Consider the following 16,647-nt stretch of genomic DNA (forward strand, 5'->3'; position numbering starts at 1 on the left):
CGCACCCCACCCCCTTCCCGGATGGCCCAATGACGCTCCCCTGGATGGCAGCGAAGATCCTGCTGCGCCCGGTGGCGGAGCTGCGCGCGCATCCCGGCAACGCGCGGCTGCATGGCGCGGCACAGATCGAGCAGATCAAGGCCAGCATGCTGGCCTTCGGCTTCACCAACCCGCTGCTGGTGGACGAGGCCAGCGTGCTGATCGCGGGCCATGGCCGGCTCGAGGCGGCCCTCGCGCTCGGCATCGAGAAGGTGCCGACCATCGTGTTGCGGCATCTCTCCGCCGCGCAGAAGGAGGCGCTGCGCCTCGCCGACAACCGCATCGCGGAGAACGCAACCTGGGACCAGGCGCTGCTGCGGGAGGCGCTCACGGCGGTGCAGGCGGCGCCTGACCTCGACCTTGCGGCACTCGGCTTCTCGTCTGCGGAGCTCGACGACATCCTCGCGGCGGCTGGAGAGGCCGTGTCCAACGGCGACGCGCCCGAGGCTCTGTCGGCGCCCGCGGTCCAGGGGGGCGGGGACGGCGCGGCGGGTGCGGAGCAGGAGGGGGCGGAGGATGATCCCGCCAACGCCGAACCGGATCCGCCGCGCCAGGCCGTCACCCGGCCGGGCGACCTCTGGCTGCTCGGCGAGCACCGCCTGCTCTGCGGCGACAGCACGGATGCCGCGACGGTCGCTCGCGTCATGGGCGCGGACCGCGCAGTGCTGCTGTTCACCAGCCCGCCCTACGGTAACCAGCGCGACTACACCACAGGCGGCGTCTCGGATTGGGACGCGTTGATGCGCGGCGTGTTCCAGCACCTGCCGGCGACCCTCACCGGGGATGGCCAGGTGCTGGTGAACCTAGGCCTGATCCACCGCGAAGGCGAGTGGCAGTCCTACTGGCAGGGCTGGCTCGATTGGATGCGCGCGCTCGGCTGGCGACGCTTCGGGCTGTACGCCTGGGACCAGGGTCCCGGCCTGCCGGGCGACTGGAACGGCCGCCTCGCACCGGCCTTCGAGCTGCTGTTCCACTTCAACCGCGAGGCCCGTGCGCCGAACAAGATCGTCCCCTGCAAGTGGGCCGGCACGCCGAACAAGGGCAGTGGGCTGCGCGCCGCCGACGGCGAAGTAAAGGCCTACACCCATATCGGCCTGCCGGTGCAGGAGATGCGGATCCCCGACAGCGTGCTGCGCATCACCCGCCACAAGGGCCGTGGCATCGAGACCGAGCACCCGGCAGTGTTCCCCGTCGCGCTGCCCGAGTTCCTGATGCGCGCCTACACGGAGGAAGGGGACTTCGTGTTCGAGCCCTTTTCGGGGAGCGGGACCACCATCCTGGCGGGCCAGCGCACCGGGCGCCGCGTCTGCGCCATCGAGCTCGCGCCGGCCTATGTCGACCTGACGATCGCCCGCTGGCGGATGCTGCATTCCGACCTGCCAGTGATGCTGGCGGACAACGGCCGCGACTTTGACGCCGTCGCCGCAGCGCGGACGGAGGCCTTGGTCGATGCTGCCTGATCTCGCGGTCACCACCGTCCCGGTCGCCGCGCTCGTCCCTTACGCCGAGAACGCCCGCACGCACTCCGAAGCGCAGGTAGCGCAGATCGCCGCCTCCATCGCCGAGTTCGGCTTCGTGAACCCGGTGCTGGTGGACGCCACCGGCGTGCTGGTCGCGGGCCACGGCCGGGTCATGGCGGCCAAGCGCATCGGTATGGCCGCGGTGCCGGCGATCCGGCTCGCCCACCTGACCGAGGCGCAGGCCCGCGCCCTCCGCCTGGCCGACAACCAGATCGCGCTGAACTCCGGCTGGGACGAGGCGCTGCTCGCCGCCGAGATCGCCCGCATCCGCGATGAGGCGGTGGTGGACCTCGACGTCCTCGGCTTCTCGGGGATGGAGCTCGACCGGCTGCTGGCCGCCGCGGATGCCGGCCTCGAGGACGACGGCGACGATGCGCCGGCCCCTCCCGCGGTGCCGGTCATGCGCACGGGCGACCTCTGGCGCTGCGGGGACCATCGCCTCCTCTGCGGCGACGCCACGAAGCTCGGCAACGTGCAGCGCGCGCTCGGCGCCGACCGCCTCGCCGACATGGCCTTCACGGACCCACCCTACAACGTCGCCTACCAGGGCGGCACCGCGGCCCGAATGACCATCGCCAACGATGCGCTGGGCACCGGCTTCCTCGACTTCCTCCGCCCCGCGATGGCGAACCTGCTCTCGGTGACGAAGGGCGCCTGCTACGTCTGCATGTCCTCGTCCGAGTGGCCGACGCTGCATCGCGCCTGGCAGGAGGCGGGCGGGAAGTGGTCCAGCACCATCATCTGGGCGAAGAACACCTTCGCCCTCGGCCGCGCCGACTACCACCAGCAGTTCGAGGCAATGCTCTACGGCTGGAAGGCCGGCGCGCAGCACTACTGGTGCGGCGCGCGCGACCAGGGAAATGTCTGGCACTTCGACAAGCCGGCGAGGAACGACCTCCACCCCACCATGAAGCCGGTGGCGCTGGTCGAGCGCGCGATCCGCAACAGCAGCAAGCAGCGCGACACGGTACTGGATCCGTTCGGCGGCTCCGGCACGACGATGATTGCGGCGGAGCGGACTGGGCGGCGCGCCGTGCTGCTCGAGCTCGACGCGGCCTATGCCGACGTGATCGTCCGGCGCTGGCAGGAGGCCACCGGTGAGGCGGCCGTCCTGGATGGCGAAGACCGCACCTTCGCGGATGTCGCCGCTGTGCGCGGCTTGGCCGCGTCACACGACAGCGTCGCAGCGTAGCTCAAACCGGCATTCGGGATGCCCGGCCGCGGCGCAGGCCACCTCGCGGCAGACGGGCTCACCCGCGCGCCCCGCCATCTCCAGCACATAGCGCATGCCGCCGGCGAAGCTGCCCTCGAATGTGTAGCAGACGTGCCGCCTTGTCTCGGGCCCGTAGCCGAGCGCGAAGGCGGAATGCCGCACGGTCACGGTCGCCGTCCCGGCGGCCTCGTCCAGCGCGGTGATGTCGAGCTGACCATAGCCACGCTGCGACAGCCGCTTGAGGTAATGGCGGAAGGTGTCGACCGGCGTGAGGCCGTGCGTCTTGGCCTCTGCCCGGCACCATTGCAGGGCGGAGAGGTCGCTCGAAGCGTAGAGGATCTCCCGATACGCCGCGGGGCCGATGGCGGCCTCGATGCCCTTCTGCATATTCACCAGGAAATGCCGCGGCAGGTAGATCATCGGCAGGCCATCGGTCGTCCAGATGCCTGTCTCGGGATCCACGTCGATGGGAACTTGCGGCTGGGCCATGGCTTCTCCTGACGGCCGCGGGCCCAAGGGCCGGGGCGGCGATCGCGATGTGATCGGGAAAGCGCAATCTTAGCAATGGGATAACGCTGCACCTCGCTTGGCTCGGGCGGGGCACAGCGCGAATGGTCCGTCACGCGCAGGGGATGCCCTGCACCAAGACGGAGACGACGATGACCGACCGCGAAGCCCGCGCCGCGCGCAACCAGCAGAAGAGCCTCGAGGCCTTCCTGCAGCAGAAGGCCCGCTTCGACACGATGATCGCGGAGCTGCAGCAGATGAGCGCGGACCACTTCGGGGCGGATCCCGAGGACGTCCTCTGGGGCAAGGCCGCCACCCTCGAACACTGGAACAGCCGGCTCGCGAGCGTGACGGATTGCTACTTCAGGCGGGGCGAATTCGCCGAGTAGCACGCGGCACAACCCGCTGCGGCCCCGACCGGCAACGGGCTCCCATCGCAGCAAGCTGCGATGGGAGCCCGGACCGGCGGGGCTCCCGGCAGTAGGGGCCGATCGTCGGCACCCGAAACCGGAGACCACCACGATGACGAAGCTTACCGACACCCAGCGCGTGATCCTGAGCGCCGCCGCGCAGCACGAGATGGGCCTCGCCCGCGCGCCGAAGACCCTGCCGGCCGCTGCCCGCAACGCGGTGTTCCGCAGCCTGATCAAGACCAACCTGCTCACCGAGATCAACGCCCCGCGGGAGCATGTCGGGCTCGGCTGGCGCCAGGATGAGGACGGGACCTGGATCGTGGCGCGCATCACCGACGAGGGGCTGCGCGCCATCGGCATCGACCCGAACGAGGGAGACGCGAAGGCCGCCGCGCCGGTGGCCGACACAGCGCCCACGGGCGGGGAGGACGCCGCGGAGGGAGATGCCCCCGCGGAGGAGGCCGAACCCGCCCACGCCGCGCCCACGTCCGCCCCGCGCGCGAGCCTGCGCGATGCCGCCGCCGCGGTCCTCGCAGCCTGGGACGACGAGGCCAACCGCGAGACTGACATGATCACCGCCCTCGACGGGCCGATGGCGGCTCTCCGCGTCGCCCTGGCAGGCAAGCCGCCCCGCGCGCGGCGCAAGCCGCGCGAGGGCACGAAGCAGGAGCAGGTGCTCGCCCTGCTCCGCCGCGAGGAGGGCGCCACCATCGCGCAGATTTGCGAAGCCACCGGCTGGCAGCAGCACACGGTTCGGGGCTTCTTCGCGGGCCTGAAGAAGCGCCAGGGGATCGAGGTGCAGGTGCTGGAGCGGGTCCGGCAGGTCGGCCCCAACAAGGAGGGCGCCCGCGGGTCCTACACGGTCTACCACCTGCCGGCCTGAGCCCGCCGAAACTCCGCGAAGGGGCCCGCCGCCGAGGGGTAGCGGGCTCTTCTTCGTCATGACCATCTTGAGCGGCGGGAGGTCGCCGCCATGCCGGAGCTGACCCCCTCCACCCGCGAGGCCGCCCGCCGCATTGGCATCACCGAGACGGCGCTGCGCAAGGCCGAGCAGACCAACCGGATCGCCCGCGAGCCGGACGGCCGGTGGGACATCGACAAGACCCGCCGCCGCCTGGTGGAGACCGCCGACCCCGTGCGGTCGCCGCTTGCTGCGGGCAGCGGCGGTGACGGCACGCCTTACGCCCGGCTGAAGGTCGCGCAGCTCGCACTGAAGGTGGAAGCGCAGCGGCTGGCGCTGGACGAGAATAAGCGCCGGCTGCTCGACGCCGCGGAGGCCAACGCCACGATCGACGAGATCGCCGGCGCGATGCGCGACGCGCTGCTGAACTGGCCCGCCCGCGTGTCGGGGCTGATCGCCGCGGAGCTCGGTGTCGACCCGCACCTGCTGCAGACCATCCTGCAGCAGCACATCACCGACCTGCTTTCGGAGGCGGCCGATCGCTTCGATCCCACAGGCATCGGCGGAGATCGGTCCCCGGACGCGTGACCATGTGCGCCGGCGCGCCGGGGCGATGCTCCGACCGCCGCCGCAGCTCAGGGTGTCGGAATGGGCGGAGCGGCATCGGATCCTCGGCAGCCGCGCCTCCTCGGAACCCGGTCCTTGGCGGACGAGCCGGACCCCGTATCTGCGCGAGGTGATGGACGCGCTGTCGGCGGTGCATCCCGCCCGGCGCGTGGTCTTCATGAAGGGCGCGCAGGTCGGCGCCACCGAGGCCGGGAACAACTGGCTCGGCTACATTCTGCACCACGTGCCGGCCCCGGTGCTGGCGGTACAGCCGACCGTCGAACTCGCGAAGCGCTTCTCGCGCCAGCGCATCGACCCGCTGCTGGAGGAGACACCAGCCCTCCGGGAGCGCGTCGCCCCCGCCCGCGCGCGCGACAGCGGCAACACGCTTCTGTCGAAGGAATTCCCCGGCGGCATCCTGGTGCTGACCGGGGCGAACAGCGCGGTCGGGCTGCGCTCGATGACGGCGCGCTTCCTGTTCCTTGACGAGATCGACGCCTATCCGGGCGATGTCGAGGGCGAGGGCGATCCGATTGCCCTGGCCGAGGCGCGGGCGCGCACCTTCGGCTGGCGGCGCAAGGCCTTCCTGGTCTCGACGCCGACGATCGCCGGGCGCAGCCGGATCGAGCGGGAATACGCCGCCTCCGACCAGCGGCGATTCTTCGTGCCGTGTCCCCACTGCGGCGAGATGCAGTGGCTGAAGTTCGAGCGGCTCCGCTGGGAGAAGGGCGACCCCCGCTCAGCGCGCTATCACTGCGAGGCCTGCGACGAGGCGATCGAGGAGCACCATAAGACGGCCATGCTGGCCGGCGGCGCGTGGCGGGCGACCGCCAGCGCCGAGGATCCGCACACGGTGGGGTTCCACATCTCCTCTCTCTATGCGCCGGTCGGCTGGTACTCCTGGGAGCAGGTCGCTCGGGATTGGGAGGCAGGCCAGGGCAAGCCCGAGGACCTCAAGACCTTCAGGAACACCGTGCTCGGCGAGACCTGGCAAGAGCGCGGCGAGGCGCCGGATTGGGAGCGGCTGGTCGAGCGGCGCGAGGACTTCCGGATGGGCGTCGTGCCGGCCGGGGCCCTCTGCCTCACCGTCGGCGTCGACGTGCAGGACGACCGCCTGGAGTGCGACGTCTGGGGTTGGGCCGAGGGGTACACCTCCTGGCTCGTCGACCACGTTGTCATCCCGGGCAGTCCGCGTGAGCGGGAGCCTTGGGACGCGCTGGCGACGCTGCTCGGGAGGGATTGGCCCAGGACCGGCGGCGGCACCCTCCGCGTCGTCAAGGCCTGCGTCGACACCGGTGGCCGGGACACCGCGGCGGTCTATGGCCATCTCCGGCGCCTGCGGGATCCGCGCATCGCGCCGACCAAGGGCGTGGACGGCTGGAACCGGGCGCAGCCGGTGCAGGGTCCGACGCCAGTCGATGCGCTGGTCGATGGCCGCAAGCTCCGCCGTGGTCTGAAGCTCTGGACGGTGTCGGTCTCGACCTGGAAGGCCGATCTATATCGCCGGCTCTGGCTCGGCCGCGGCGACGCGGAAGAGTTCCCGCCCGGCTGGGTGCACCTGCCGCGGGGCATCGAGGCGGAGTGGGTGAAGCAGCTGGTTGCGGAGCAGCTGCGCACCACCAAGGATCGCCGCGGCTTTGCCCGGCAGGAATGGGCCAAGCTGCGCGAACGGAACGAGGCGCTGGACTGCGCCGTGCTGGCACGCGCCGCGCTCTGGCTGCTCGGCGCCGACCGCTACGGCGAGCGCTTCTGGCAGCAGCTGCGGGACCAGATCGCCGATGCCCCGCTGCGGCCGAGCGAGCTTCCCGCCGGCGGGAATGTCGCGCCGCCGTCGCCACCGCCGGTCGCGCCCGACACCCATCGCCCGCGCGGCTGGCTCGCGCCACGCAGCGGTTGGCTGCGCTGACACTGGAGATCTCCATGACCGCCATCGTCTCGGTGCGCACCACCATTGCCGCCGGCCAGGCGCTGAGCGGACCCGTCGCCAGCGTCGGCTACGGCGTCTGCCTGTTCCTGTTGCCGGCCGCCTGGACCGACGCCCCTCTTACCCTGCAGGGCTCGCTCGACGAGGGCGAGCCCGCGGCCTGGGCGGACCTCTATGACCATCTCGGCAACGAGGTGGTGCTGACGATCGCTGCCGGCCGGGCGCTCACCCTGCCGCCGACACTGCTGCTCGGCTGGCGCTGGCTGCGGCTGCGCTCCGGCCTCGCCGCCGCGCCGGTGAACCAGGCAGCGGAGCGCCTGCTCACCCTCGGCATCCGGCCCCTCGCGTGACCGCGCTGTTCCAGCACCACCTGCCGCCTGCGCCGGCGATGCTGCCCTACGTCTCGGGGCGGTTCTACGCCTCGCAGCATGTGCGCGCGGTGGGCGGCGCCGTCGCGATGACGGCGAACCGGCTCTGTTGCGTGCCCTACGTGCTGGCGCGGCCTGGGCTGTTCTCGGCCATGGCGGTGAGCGTGACGACCGGCGCCGCGGGCGTCCTGCGCATGGCCTTGGCTGCCGACGATGGAACGGGGCATCCCGGGCGCCTCATCGAGGAGCCGGTAGCGGACGCCGACACCACCGCCGCCGGCAATGCTCTCTGCCCCTTTGCACAACCGCGCTGGATCCCGACCGGGATCTGGTGGCTGCTGTTCTGCTTTTCCGGGGCACCCACGGTGCGCGGCACCAGCACCCAGGCGTTCAGCGGCGGCAACACGCTGCTGCTCGGCTCGGCCGCGGCGGATGGCGGCGCTGGTGGCGGCACCAGCGGCAGTGAGAACGGCTTCTTCGTGGCGCTGACCCACCAGGCCGGTGTGCCGATCATGCCGAACCCGCCGATCGGGCTGTCCTATCTGGTCAACGCAGCGGCGCCGCTGCCGACGCTGCGGGCGGCGTGATGGATCCGACCGTCCTTGCATGGGCGCTGGCGCAGCCGGCCGGCAGCCGTGCCGCCACCCTCGCGGCCGCCTACACCGGCGGCACCACGCGCGTGACTTTCGACGGCCGCACCGTGGAGTACCGAAGCCTCGACGAGCTTGGCCGCGCGCTTGCCGCGCTGCATGGCGCGGAGAACAGCGCGGCGCGGCGGCCCGCGGTCACGCTGGCGAGCTTCACCCGCGGAGGCAGTGCGTGATCGACCGCATGACGCGCCGCTTCCGCGGTGCCTGGCATGTGCTGCGCGGCTACGCCGCGGCGCAGGACCACCGCGCCTCGGCCTGGGCGCCCTCCGGCGGCAGCGCCAATGCCGAGGTCGGCCTGGCCGCGTCGACCGTGGCACGCCGCGCGCGCGACGCTGTCCGCAACGATCCCTACGCTAGCCGCATCGTCGACCTGTGGACCGGCAATGCGGTCGGTGCGGGCATCACCACCCGCTGGCCCGACGATGCGCACAGCCGCGCCTGGCAGCGCTGGGCGGAGAGCACCGCCTGCGATGCCGAGGGCCGGCTGGACCTCTACGGTCTTCAGGCGCTTGTCATGCGTGCCGTTGTCGAAAGCGGCGAGTGCTTCGTGCGCTTCCTGATGGTGCCGCCATCGCGTGCCAATCCGATCGGCCTGCGCCTGCAGGTGCTGGAGAGCGATCACCTCGACACGGCGCGCAACGGCATGGTCGACGTCGCGCCGACCATCCAGGGGATCGCCCTCGGTGAGGTCGGCGAGCCGGTCGGCTACTGGCTGCATCGCGTGCATCCCGGCGCGGCGTGGCTTCTCCGGGGTGCAACCTGGCAAGGCAGCGAGCGCATCGCGGCCGATGATGTGCTGCACGTCTATCGTAAGCGCCGGCCCGGCCAGCTGCGCGACGTCTCCTGGCTCGCGCCCATCCTCCTTCGCCTGCGCGACCTCGGCGACTACGAGGCCGCCCTGCTGATGAAAGCCAAGATCGAGGCCTGCCTCGCCGCCGTGGTGACGGAGGAGGGCGACGAGGCGCTGACTGGCGCCGCCGCCGGCCTGCTGCGGGATGCGCAGGGCCGGACGGTCGAGAGCTTCGAACCTGGGATGATCCTGTATCGCCGCGGCATGGGCAGCGTGGAGGTGGTGAACCCCTCGGGCGGCGGATCGCATGCAGCCTTCGCCCGCCGCGCGCTCGAAGCCGCCGCGGTCGGTGCCGGTCTGACCTACGACCAGGTCTCCGGCGACCTCACCCAGGCGAACTACTCCTCGCTGCGCGCCGGCAAGATCGAGTTCCGCCGCCTCTGCGAGCAGGTGCAGTACGGCATGCTGATCCCGATGCTCGTGCGCCCCATCGCCGAGCGCTTCCATTCGCAAGGTGCCCTCCTCGGTCTGTGGGGCGCCGAGATGCCGGACGGCGTGTCGCACGTCCCGCCGGCGCATGAGATGATCGATCCGCTCAAGGATACCACCGCCCTGATCGCGCAGGTGCGCGCCGGCTTCGTGCCGCAGCCCGAGGCGGCGGGGGCCTTCGGCTACGACTTCCGCGCCGCCGTGGAGATGATCCGCGAGGCCAATGCGCTGCTCGACGAGGCCGGCATCTCGCTCGACACCGATCCGCGCCGGGTCGCGAAGTCCGGCGCGGCGCAGGACGCCGCGCAGATGGCCGCGGTCGAGATCGCCGCCACCGGCGCTGCGGCACCGCCGCGCGAGACCCCAGCAGAGGGCTGACCATGACGGACATCATCGAACCGGGCGGGGGCGACCCCGCGCCGGAGCCTGCTGCTGCGCCGGATCGACTTCCCGCCGCCGGGCAGTTGATCCTGGCGCAGCGCGCCATCACCGCCCCCGCCACCGTCGACCGCGCTGCACGGACCGTTGAGGTGGTGTGGAGCACCGGCGCGCGGGCTCGGAACTTCGTCCCCGCCCTCGGCCTGATCACCGAGGAGCTGGAGATGTCGCCCAACGCGGTACGCATGGACGCACTCCGCTCCGGCCGCGCCCCGGTGCTCGACACCCATCGCCGCGGCGGCGCGCGCGACGTGCTCGGCCGCGTCACCGCGGCCCGCCTCGAGCGCGGCCGCGGCTATGCCACACTGCAATTCAGCACGGCCGCCGACGTCGAGCCGGTCTGGCAGCGCATCGCCGACGGCACGCTGCGCGCGGTCAGCGTCGGCTATCGCGTGCACCGCTATGTGCCGCGGCCGGACGCCGCCACTGGCGAGACCATCCAGCGCGCGGTGGATTGGGAGCCCTTCGAGATCTCCGTCGTGCCGGTCCCTGTCGACCGGGACGCATCCGTGCGTGGCGAGGCGCCGCAGGGTGCGCCCGCCATCGCCATCGAACCCGCCCTGCCTGGCGAGAATACCCCCATGCCCGAGACGACGCCGGAAGCCCCGGCCGCCCCGGCGCCGTCCGCGCCGCCCACCCCGCCCCAGGAGCCGACTGTGACCACCACGCCCGAGCCGACCCGCGCCGCACCGGACCTCGACGCGGTCCGTGCCGAGGCCCAGCGCGCCGAGCGCGAGCGCATCGCCGGCATCGACGCCGCGGTCGAGGCCGCCCGCGCCCTGCTGCCCGTGGAACGCATCACGCCCATCCGTGCCGAGGCGATCGCGGCCGGCTGGACCGGCGACCAGGCCCGCCGCGCCCTGTTCGACGCCCTGGTGGCGCGGGGGCCGCGCCCGTCCATTCCCGCCCGCCCGGAGACCGGCCCGAGCCACGACGACCCGGCGCAGATCCTCGACGCCATGGCCGAGGCGCTCGCCGCCCGCGCCATGCCCGGCTATCAGCCCCAGGGGGAGAATGGGCGGGCCGGCCGCCATGCCGAGTTCATGGGCTGGCGTCCCTCCGACATGATCGGCGAGCTGCTGCGGGCCCGCGGCGAGCGGAGCGTGCCGCGCAACCCGACGCTGCTCGCCGAGCGGGCCTTCCACACCAGCTCGGACTTCCCGCTGCTGCTGGCGGCCGCTGCCAACAAGATGCTGCTCGCTGCCTACCAGCCGGCGCAGCCGACCTACCGCCAGATCTTCCTCCGCCGCGACTTCCGCGACTTCAAGCCGCACCGGCACCTGCGCATCGGCGACTTCCCGACCCTGCTGCCGCTCGCCGAGAATGGTGAGATCCAGGTCGGCACCATGTCCGAGAGCCAGGAGATCGTGCTCCTGCAGACCTTCGCGCGGCGCATCCGCGTCACCCGGCCAATGCTGGTCAACGACGATCTCGGCGCCTTCACCGATTTCGCCGCCGCCATCGGCCGCCGTGTCGCCGAGTTCGAGAACGCCACCGCCTACAACCTGCTGAACTCGGCCAATGGCGAGGGCCCGACGCTGACCACCGGCAGCGCGCCGGTGTTCGCCACCGGTGCGGCGCGCGCCAACAAGGCCAGCACCGGCACCGTGCTCGACACCTCGACCATCGGCGCCGGCCGCACCGCCATCATGAAGCAGCGCACGCTCGACGGCCTGCCGATCTCGATGGGCCAGACCATGCGGCTGCTGGTCGGGCCCAACCTCGAGCTCGCCGCGCGGCAGGCGACGGTGGTCGTGCAGGCGAGCGAGATCGGCAAAGCCAACGTCTTTGCCGGCTTCGTGCAGCCGGTGATCGAGCCGCTGATCGGGGCGAACCGCTGGTACCTGTTCTCCGACCCGGTCGCCGCACCGGTCTATGTCTACGGCTACCTGAACGGCGCCGAGGGGCCGCAGGTCACGACCGGCCCGGTGCAGGGCGCGGACGGTGTCGAGGTCAGCGTCATCTTCGACTTCGGTGTCGGTGCGATCGACTGGCGCGGCGCCTGGTTCAACCCGGGCACCTGATCCCGCCGCTCCCCTCCATTCCATCCGCATCGCGCCAGGGCGCCGCCGGACCTCCGGCCGGCGCCCTGCGCGCTTTCAGGAGACCTTCTCATGCGCAACTGCATCCGTCCCGACGCGCGCTCCATCCCGATGGTGGTGCCCTATGCCGGCGGGATCCTCTCTGGCCAGGGCATGCTGGTCGGCGCCTTCTTCGGGGTGGCGGCCTCCGACGCTGCCCAGAACGCCAACGTCGACTGCGAGACCCGCGGCGAGTTCGAACTGACTAAGGAGCCCGCGCTGGCCGTCAGCCAGGGGGCGCGGGTGTTCTGGGACAATACCAATCGCCGCATCACCACCACCGCCACCGGCAATTTCCAGGTCGGACTCTGTACCGTCGCCGCGCTGGCAGGGGATGCCACTGTGCGCGTGATGCTTGCCCGTGTGCCGGCCTCGGGGGCGTGATGGCTGCGCTGCTGCCGCGCGACCGCGCGCGCCTCGAGGGCGTGCACCGCGACCTGGTGCGCGTCGTCGAACGGGCCCGCCTGACGGTGCCCTTCATCGTCACCGAGGGGCTGCGCTCGCGGGCCCGGCAGACCGGGCTGGTGGCGATCGGTGCCTCGCGCACGATGAACAGCCGGCATATCACCGGCCACGCGGTCGATCTGGCCTACTGGCTGGACGACGGCGACGGCACGGTCGAGCAAGGCGAGATCCGCTGGGATTGGCCGCTGTATGAGCAGATCGGCGCCGCGATGAAGGCCGCGGCGAAAGAGCTCGGTGTGGCGATCGTCTGGGGCGGCGACTGGGCCTCCTTCCGTGACGGGCCGCATTTCGAGCTCGACCGCACGGCGTATCCCTGATGGGCGCCGCGATCCTCGCGCTGCTCGGCCGGCACGCGCTGCCGATCGGTCTGGCAGCAGCCGTCGCCATGACGGCGCTGACGGCCACGCACTTCCGCACCCAGCGCGACGCGGCGCGTGCTGAGGCGGCCATGGCCAGCCGTACGGCCCAGGCCAATGCCACGGCGCTCGCCCAGGCCACGGTCGAGCACGACCGCCACATCGCCGCGCTGACTGGCGAGGCCGAACGCGCCCGTGCCCAGGCCGCGCGCCTCGGCGCCAACCTGGAGGCTCTCCGCCGTGACCCGAGCCACGCTGCTGGCGCTGCCCCTGTGCTGCGCGATGCTGTCGACCGCTTGCGCGCCGGCCGCACCGCCGGAGATCCGGCTGCTGCCGCTCCGCCTCCCTGACGCCCTGCTGATCTGTGCGGCCGCGCCGGCACTGCCGATCTCGGACATCCTGACCCAAGGGCAGGTGGCGGAACTGCTGCTGGCCTATGACGCGGCCCATTCCGACTGCGCCGGGCGGCTGGCCGCGGTGCGGCGGCTGAATCCCACCGACGCGGGCGAGCAGTGAACGCCTTCGCCGATGCGATGGGCGCGCTGGTCGCCGATCCAAATCTCGGGGCCGACACTGTCTACCGGCAGGGCGGCATCGGCCCGGCAGTTCCGGTCCGCGTCCTGCGGTCTTCGCCCGACGGCGTCATCGATGCCTTCGGCACCGAGATCCTCTCGGCCACCGACATCCTCTCGGTTGCCATCGCCGCGCTGCCTGACCTCGCCGCCGGCGACAGCTTCGCCATCGGCCCTGACCTGCTCACCGTCACCCACGCCGAGCGCGACGCCTCCGGCACCGCCTGGCGCGTGCTCTGCCAGCGATAGGAGTTCCCGCCATGCCGCAGAACGCCCTGACCCTGCTGGAGATCCTGCGCGACCTGCTGCTCGGTGCCGCTGCCGGCCTCGCCGGCGGCTTCGTGCGCTGGAACAACCCGGAGCGTCGGCGCTTCGGCTGGTGCCTGGCCTGGGAGGTGCCCTCCGCCGCGCTGGTCGGCAGCGCCGGCTATGCGCTCGGCGGTTTTCTCGAGTTCAACGAGTACGGCCGGTTCCTCTTTGCCTTCGTGTTCGGCTACCTCGGCCAGGCGGCGCTGCATGACCTCGCTGTCGCCATCATCCGCCACCGCACTGGCCTGCCACCAGGCAGCACGCCGTGAGGCTCGGCGCCCGCATCGTCGGCGACCTGCGCCAGGTGCTCGCCGCCGAGGTCCGCGCCGGCGAGCGCGCGGCGATGACGGCGATCCGCGCCGAGACCGAGCAGGTGACGCAGGAGCTGCGGCGGCAGATCACGAGCAGCTTCGGCGGCAATGCGCGTGGCATCGCCAGTGCCTGGCGCTCTCAGGTGTTTCCCCGCGCGGGGCAGTCGCTGCGACCCGCCGGGCTGGTCTGGACCAAGGTGCCGAACGTCATCGATGCCTTCGATCGCGGCGCGCTGATCCGCGCCAAGGGTGGCCGGAAGTTCCTCGCCATCCCGACCGGCTTCAACGCGGCGCGGGGGCGCCGGGGCCGCGGCGAGAAAGGCATGCGCGTCACCCCAGCGCAGATGGTGGCGTCGGGGCAGGCATTCCTGCGGCCGTTCCAGTCGGGGCGGGGTTTCGTGTGGTGCCTGCCACTGCGACAGGGCGAGCAGACCGGACGGCGCCGCCGCACCCGCCTGGTCGCCGGCGGCCTCGCCGAGATCGGCACCGGCAACCGCAAGGGTCGCGAGGCCTGGGCGCGCGGCATGCTCGCCCGCGGCATGGTGCCGATGTTCTTGCTGCTGCCGCAGGTGAAGCTCGCCAAGCGGCTCGACGTGAAGGGTGCCGCCGAGCGCGGCCTGCGCCGGCTGCCCGGGCGCTTCGTGGCGGCGTGGGAGCGTGAGAGCGGGAGGACGACACCGTGAGCATGCGCGAGACCGCCATCGCGGCGCTGCACGGCCGGCTGCAGACCGCGCTCGCCACCCGCAATCCGGCCCCCCTGATCCTGCGCGGCGAGACCGTGCCGCAGCGCCTGCCGCCAGGCGGCCTCGTTGTCATTCGCGACGGGGAGACCGTCGAGGAGACGGCGATCCTCTCGCCGCTCGCCTGGGCCATTGAGCATCGTGCCGAGGTCGAGGTCACCGCTGGTGGCGCGACGCCCGCGGTCCGCAATGCGCTGCTCGACGCGCTGCTGGTAAATATCGCCGCCGCCATCACCGCCGACCGCACCTTCGGCGGTGCCGTGGAATGGGTGCAGCCCGGCGCGCCCGATTTCGAGGATGTCGAGTTCGAGGGTGCCGCCGCTGCTCGCACCGCCTCCGTCCCCGTCACCCTGTTCTTCACCGTCGCCGGCTCGCCGCTGGCCTGACGCTTCTCCTCCCCGTTGATCCCGGAGATCCCCGATGCCCCGTGCCATCGGCGCCAATTGCCGCCTGCTCATGATCCCCGAGGCGACCTACGGCACTGCCCCCTCGGGCGACTGGCTGCGCATGCCCTTCCTCTCCTGCGACCTCGGCGCCGAGCAGCCGCTGCTCGATGCCGACGTGATCGGCGTCGGCAGCAGCCGCGATCCGGCGGCACCCTTCCTCGACACCGTCACCGTGCAGGGTCAGGCGGTGGTGCCGGTCGATCTCAACAACATCGGCCACTGGCTGCGCCTGCTGCTCGGCCCGCCGACCACCACCGGCACCAGCCCGAACTTCATCCACAGCTTCGGCTCGGGCGCCGCCGCGCTGCCCTCGAACAGCATCGAGATCGGCTATCCGGACGTGCCGAACTACGATCTCTGCACCGGCGTGCGCGCCGACACGCTGGAGATCGACTTCTCACCGACCGGGCCCGCCACGGCGACCTTCGGGCTGATGGGGCAGGGCTCGACGCGCGGTGCCTCGAGCTCGGGCGGCACGCCGAGCGCCGCCGCCTACAACGCCTTCAACAAGGCGCAGGGGGCGATCAGTCGGAATGGCTCGGCACTCGCCCAGGTGACGGGTGCGCGGCTGACCTATGCCAACGGTATGGAGATGGTCCGCACCATCCGCGCCGATCGGAAGGTGGAGGGCGTGGATCCCGGCATCGCGCGCGCCACCGGCCAGATCACCGCGCGCTTCGCCGACACCACCCTGCTCACCCAGGCGCAGAACAACGCGCCGGCGGAGTTCGCCTTCAGCTACGCGATCGATGCGAACCGCAGCCTCACCTTCACGCTGCACGAGGTGTACCTGGCGCTCGCCAAGACCCCGGTCGAGGGGCCGGGCGGGGTCGAGGCGAGCTTCGAGTTCCGCGCGGCCTACAACGCAACCGCCACGCGCATGATGACGGCGCTGCTGAAGAACCAACAGGCGGGGACGGAGTACGCGTGATGCGCTAAATGCCAACTGCAAATGGTCCTTCCATTACGGCGTCAGTATACAACCCGAGGTGGAAATACCGTCCACGATATGGCACCTTCTTCGTTGACGAATCGGGGTCCGGCGAGTGCCCGACAATCTTCCTGCTGTTTCCGTTCCGCATCCATTTTCGGTCGGACCCGCCGCTCAGCGCCGAGCCGAACTCCTGGCAATCTTCGATCGCCTGAGCACCGAAGGACAGGAACTGGTCGTCGCTGCCGCACGCATCGCGCAGCGGCACCACGGCTGCATTTCGCGCCAGGCTCGCGGCGCTTCCATCGCGGAGGTGGACGACTGACAGCGACCTCCAATCAACGGACCCGAGCGGCGCATTGTTGATCAGAAGCAGCGGTCGTGCCCGAGTTGGTGCTCGAATGTATGGGCTGGACAGGTTGCCGAGATCGCTCGGAGGAATTGGCCGGCTGCAGCGGAGTGTTCGTGAACCGAGCTGCCGGCTCGAAAGGATAGGACATTGAAGGAACTTGGCTCGTAACCGGTCTCTCGATGTCCACTTCGCGCCTACTGAAGCGCTTCGAGATCGGCGATGAGGA

General features: G+C 71.6%; 22 protein-coding genes. 21 read left to right on the forward strand and 1 reads right to left on the reverse strand.

Annotation, left to right across the window (positions count from 1 at the left end; translation table 11 throughout):
• The first annotated feature begins 29 nt into the window (after window positions 1–29).
• Window positions 30–1,499, forward strand: coding sequence for a site-specific DNA-methyltransferase (locus KPL78_RS13650; protein ID WP_219763505.1), 1,470 nt, complete (start codon window positions 30–32; stop codon window positions 1,497–1,499).
• The gene (locus KPL78_RS13655) at window positions 1,489–2,751 is read left to right on the forward strand and encodes a site-specific DNA-methyltransferase (RefSeq protein WP_219763506.1); all 1,263 of its coding nucleotides are present in this window, start codon (window positions 1,489–1,491) and stop codon (window positions 2,749–2,751) included. The genes KPL78_RS13650 and KPL78_RS13655 overlap by 11 nt, the downstream gene beginning before the upstream one ends.
• On the opposite strand, the gene KPL78_RS13660 is transcribed toward KPL78_RS13655, so the two are convergent.
• Entirely contained in the window at window positions 2,728–3,261 is a 534-nt protein-coding gene (locus KPL78_RS13660; RefSeq protein ID WP_219763507.1) for a 4-vinyl reductase, read from the reverse strand. The genes KPL78_RS13655 and KPL78_RS13660 overlap by 24 nt on opposite strands.
• A gap of 170 nt (window positions 3,262–3,431) precedes the next feature.
• On the opposite strand from KPL78_RS13660, the gene KPL78_RS13665 reads away from it, so the two are divergent.
• The 19 genes from KPL78_RS13665 (at window position 3,432) to KPL78_RS13755 (ending at window position 16,394) form a co-directional block, all read left to right on the forward strand.
• Window positions 3,432–3,668 carry a hypothetical protein gene (locus KPL78_RS13665; RefSeq protein ID WP_219763508.1) on the forward strand — a complete coding sequence of 79 codons (237 nt, stop codon included), beginning with the start codon at window positions 3,432–3,434 and terminating at the stop codon, window positions 3,666–3,668.
• A 133-nt stretch (window positions 3,669–3,801) separates the two neighbouring features.
• Entirely contained in the window at window positions 3,802–4,575 is a 774-nt protein-coding gene (locus KPL78_RS13670) for a DUF3489 domain-containing protein (protein ID WP_219763509.1), read from the forward strand.
• A 90-nt stretch (window positions 4,576–4,665) separates the two neighbouring features.
• Entirely contained in the window at window positions 4,666–5,181 is a 516-nt protein-coding gene (locus KPL78_RS13675; RefSeq protein ID WP_219763510.1) for a hypothetical protein, read from the forward strand.
• Between the two features lie 25 nt (window positions 5,182–5,206).
• On the forward strand, window positions 5,207–7,105 hold the full coding sequence (locus tag KPL78_RS13680; RefSeq protein ID WP_219763511.1) for a phage terminase large subunit family protein: 1,899 nt from the start codon (window positions 5,207–5,209) through the stop codon (window positions 7,103–7,105).
• A gap of 14 nt (window positions 7,106–7,119) precedes the next feature.
• Window positions 7,120–7,473 (forward strand): hypothetical protein, encoded by a 354-nt coding sequence (locus KPL78_RS13685; RefSeq protein WP_219763512.1) that lies wholly within the window; start codon window positions 7,120–7,122, stop codon window positions 7,471–7,473.
• On the forward strand, window positions 7,470–8,078 hold the full coding sequence (locus tag KPL78_RS13690; RefSeq protein ID WP_219763513.1) for a hypothetical protein: 609 nt from the start codon (window positions 7,470–7,472) through the stop codon (window positions 8,076–8,078). The genes KPL78_RS13685 and KPL78_RS13690 overlap by 4 nt, the downstream gene beginning before the upstream one ends.
• The gene (locus tag KPL78_RS13695; RefSeq protein ID WP_219763514.1) at window positions 8,078–8,314 is read left to right on the forward strand and encodes a phage head-tail joining protein; all 237 of its coding nucleotides are present in this window, start codon (window positions 8,078–8,080) and stop codon (window positions 8,312–8,314) included. The genes KPL78_RS13690 and KPL78_RS13695 overlap by 1 nt, the downstream gene beginning before the upstream one ends.
• Window positions 8,311–9,798: a phage portal protein gene (locus KPL78_RS13700; RefSeq protein WP_369412750.1), complete on the forward strand. Its 1,488-nt coding sequence runs from the start codon at window positions 8,311–8,313 to the stop codon at window positions 9,796–9,798. The genes KPL78_RS13695 and KPL78_RS13700 overlap by 4 nt, the downstream gene beginning before the upstream one ends.
• 2 nt (window positions 9,799–9,800) lie before the next feature.
• On the forward strand, window positions 9,801–11,882 hold the full coding sequence (locus KPL78_RS13705) for a prohead protease/major capsid protein fusion protein (protein ID WP_219763515.1): 2,082 nt from the start codon (window positions 9,801–9,803) through the stop codon (window positions 11,880–11,882).
• Window positions 11,883–11,972: 90 nt separating this feature from the next.
• Entirely contained in the window at window positions 11,973–12,323 is a 351-nt protein-coding gene (locus KPL78_RS13710) for a DUF2190 family protein (RefSeq protein ID WP_219763516.1), read from the forward strand.
• The gene (locus KPL78_RS13715) at window positions 12,323–12,721 is read left to right on the forward strand and encodes a M15 family metallopeptidase (RefSeq protein WP_219763517.1); all 399 of its coding nucleotides are present in this window, start codon (window positions 12,323–12,325) and stop codon (window positions 12,719–12,721) included. The genes KPL78_RS13710 and KPL78_RS13715 overlap by 1 nt, the downstream gene beginning before the upstream one ends.
• Entirely contained in the window at window positions 12,721–13,110 is a 390-nt protein-coding gene (locus tag KPL78_RS13720) for a hypothetical protein (protein ID WP_219763518.1), read from the forward strand. The genes KPL78_RS13715 and KPL78_RS13720 overlap by 1 nt, the downstream gene beginning before the upstream one ends.
• On the forward strand, window positions 13,043–13,276 hold the full coding sequence (locus tag KPL78_RS13725) for a hypothetical protein (protein WP_219763519.1): 234 nt from the start codon (window positions 13,043–13,045) through the stop codon (window positions 13,274–13,276). Before KPL78_RS13720 ends, KPL78_RS13725 begins: the two co-directional genes overlap by 68 nt.
• Window positions 13,273–13,581, forward strand: coding sequence for a head-tail joining protein (locus KPL78_RS13730; protein WP_219763520.1), 309 nt, complete (start codon window positions 13,273–13,275; stop codon window positions 13,579–13,581). Before KPL78_RS13725 ends, KPL78_RS13730 begins: the two co-directional genes overlap by 4 nt.
• Window positions 13,582–13,592: 11 nt before the next feature.
• Entirely contained in the window at window positions 13,593–13,910 is a 318-nt protein-coding gene (locus tag KPL78_RS13735) for a phage holin family protein (RefSeq protein WP_219763521.1), read from the forward strand.
• Window positions 13,907–14,635, forward strand: coding sequence for a DUF6441 family protein (locus tag KPL78_RS13740; protein WP_219763522.1), 729 nt, complete (start codon window positions 13,907–13,909; stop codon window positions 14,633–14,635). Before KPL78_RS13735 ends, KPL78_RS13740 begins: the two co-directional genes overlap by 4 nt.
• A 2-nt stretch (window positions 14,636–14,637) precedes the next feature.
• Window positions 14,638–15,078, forward strand: coding sequence for a hypothetical protein (locus tag KPL78_RS13745; protein ID WP_255569019.1), 441 nt, complete (start codon window positions 14,638–14,640; stop codon window positions 15,076–15,078).
• Window positions 15,079–15,112: 34 nt separating this feature from the next.
• On the forward strand, window positions 15,113–16,069 hold the full coding sequence (locus tag KPL78_RS13750; protein ID WP_219763524.1) for a phage tail tube protein: 957 nt from the start codon (window positions 15,113–15,115) through the stop codon (window positions 16,067–16,069).
• Between the two features lie 115 nt (window positions 16,070–16,184).
• Complete coding sequence (locus KPL78_RS13755) at window positions 16,185–16,394, forward strand: hypothetical protein (RefSeq protein WP_219763525.1); 210 nt, start codon at window positions 16,185–16,187, stop codon at window positions 16,392–16,394.
• Window positions 16,395–16,647: the final 253 nt, after the last annotated feature.

The organism is Roseomonas alba (assembly GCF_019430885.1).
GTDB lineage: Bacteria > Pseudomonadota > Alphaproteobacteria > Acetobacterales > Acetobacteraceae > Neoroseomonas > Neoroseomonas alba.

What these genes read in the sequence shown, in the direction of transcription:
- KPL78_RS13650 (WP_219763505.1), top strand. Translation starts at nt 30, where the DNA reads ATGACGCTCCCCTGGATGGCAGCGAAGATCCTGCTGCGCCCGGTGGCG.
- KPL78_RS13705 (WP_219763515.1), top strand. Translation starts at nt 9,801, where the DNA reads ATGACGGACATCATCGAACCGGGCGGGGGCGACCCCGCGCCGGAGCCT.
- KPL78_RS13695 (WP_219763514.1), top strand. Translation starts at nt 8,078, where the DNA reads ATGGATCCGACCGTCCTTGCATGGGCGCTGGCGCAGCCGGCCGGCAGC.
- KPL78_RS13735 (WP_219763521.1), top strand. Translation starts at nt 13,593, where the DNA reads ATGCCGCAGAACGCCCTGACCCTGCTGGAGATCCTGCGCGACCTGCTG.
- KPL78_RS13725 (WP_219763519.1), top strand. Translation starts at nt 13,043, where the DNA reads ATGCTGTCGACCGCTTGCGCGCCGGCCGCACCGCCGGAGATCCGGCTG.
- KPL78_RS13675 (WP_219763510.1), top strand. Translation starts at nt 4,666, where the DNA reads ATGCCGGAGCTGACCCCCTCCACCCGCGAGGCCGCCCGCCGCATTGGC.
- KPL78_RS13745 (WP_255569019.1), top strand. Translation starts at nt 14,638, where the DNA reads ATGCGCGAGACCGCCATCGCGGCGCTGCACGGCCGGCTGCAGACCGCG.
- KPL78_RS13720 (WP_219763518.1), top strand. Translation starts at nt 12,721, where the DNA reads ATGGGCGCCGCGATCCTCGCGCTGCTCGGCCGGCACGCGCTGCCGATC.
- KPL78_RS13655 (WP_219763506.1), top strand. Translation starts at nt 1,489, where the DNA reads ATGCTGCCTGATCTCGCGGTCACCACCGTCCCGGTCGCCGCGCTCGTC.
- KPL78_RS13715 (WP_219763517.1), top strand. Translation starts at nt 12,323, where the DNA reads ATGGCTGCGCTGCTGCCGCGCGACCGCGCGCGCCTCGAGGGCGTGCAC.
- KPL78_RS13665 (WP_219763508.1), top strand. Translation starts at nt 3,432, where the DNA reads ATGACCGACCGCGAAGCCCGCGCCGCGCGCAACCAGCAGAAGAGCCTC.
- KPL78_RS13670 (WP_219763509.1), top strand. Translation starts at nt 3,802, where the DNA reads ATGACGAAGCTTACCGACACCCAGCGCGTGATCCTGAGCGCCGCCGCG.
- KPL78_RS13750 (WP_219763524.1), top strand. Translation starts at nt 15,113, where the DNA reads ATGCCCCGTGCCATCGGCGCCAATTGCCGCCTGCTCATGATCCCCGAG.
- KPL78_RS13710 (WP_219763516.1), top strand. Translation starts at nt 11,973, where the DNA reads ATGCGCAACTGCATCCGTCCCGACGCGCGCTCCATCCCGATGGTGGTG.
- KPL78_RS13660 (WP_219763507.1), bottom strand. Translation starts at nt 3,261, where the DNA reads ATGGCCCAGCCGCAAGTTCCCATCGACGTGGATCCCGAGACAGGCATC.
- KPL78_RS13680 (WP_219763511.1), top strand. Translation starts at nt 5,207, where the DNA reads ATGCTCCGACCGCCGCCGCAGCTCAGGGTGTCGGAATGGGCGGAGCGG.
- KPL78_RS13685 (WP_219763512.1), top strand. Translation starts at nt 7,120, where the DNA reads ATGACCGCCATCGTCTCGGTGCGCACCACCATTGCCGCCGGCCAGGCG.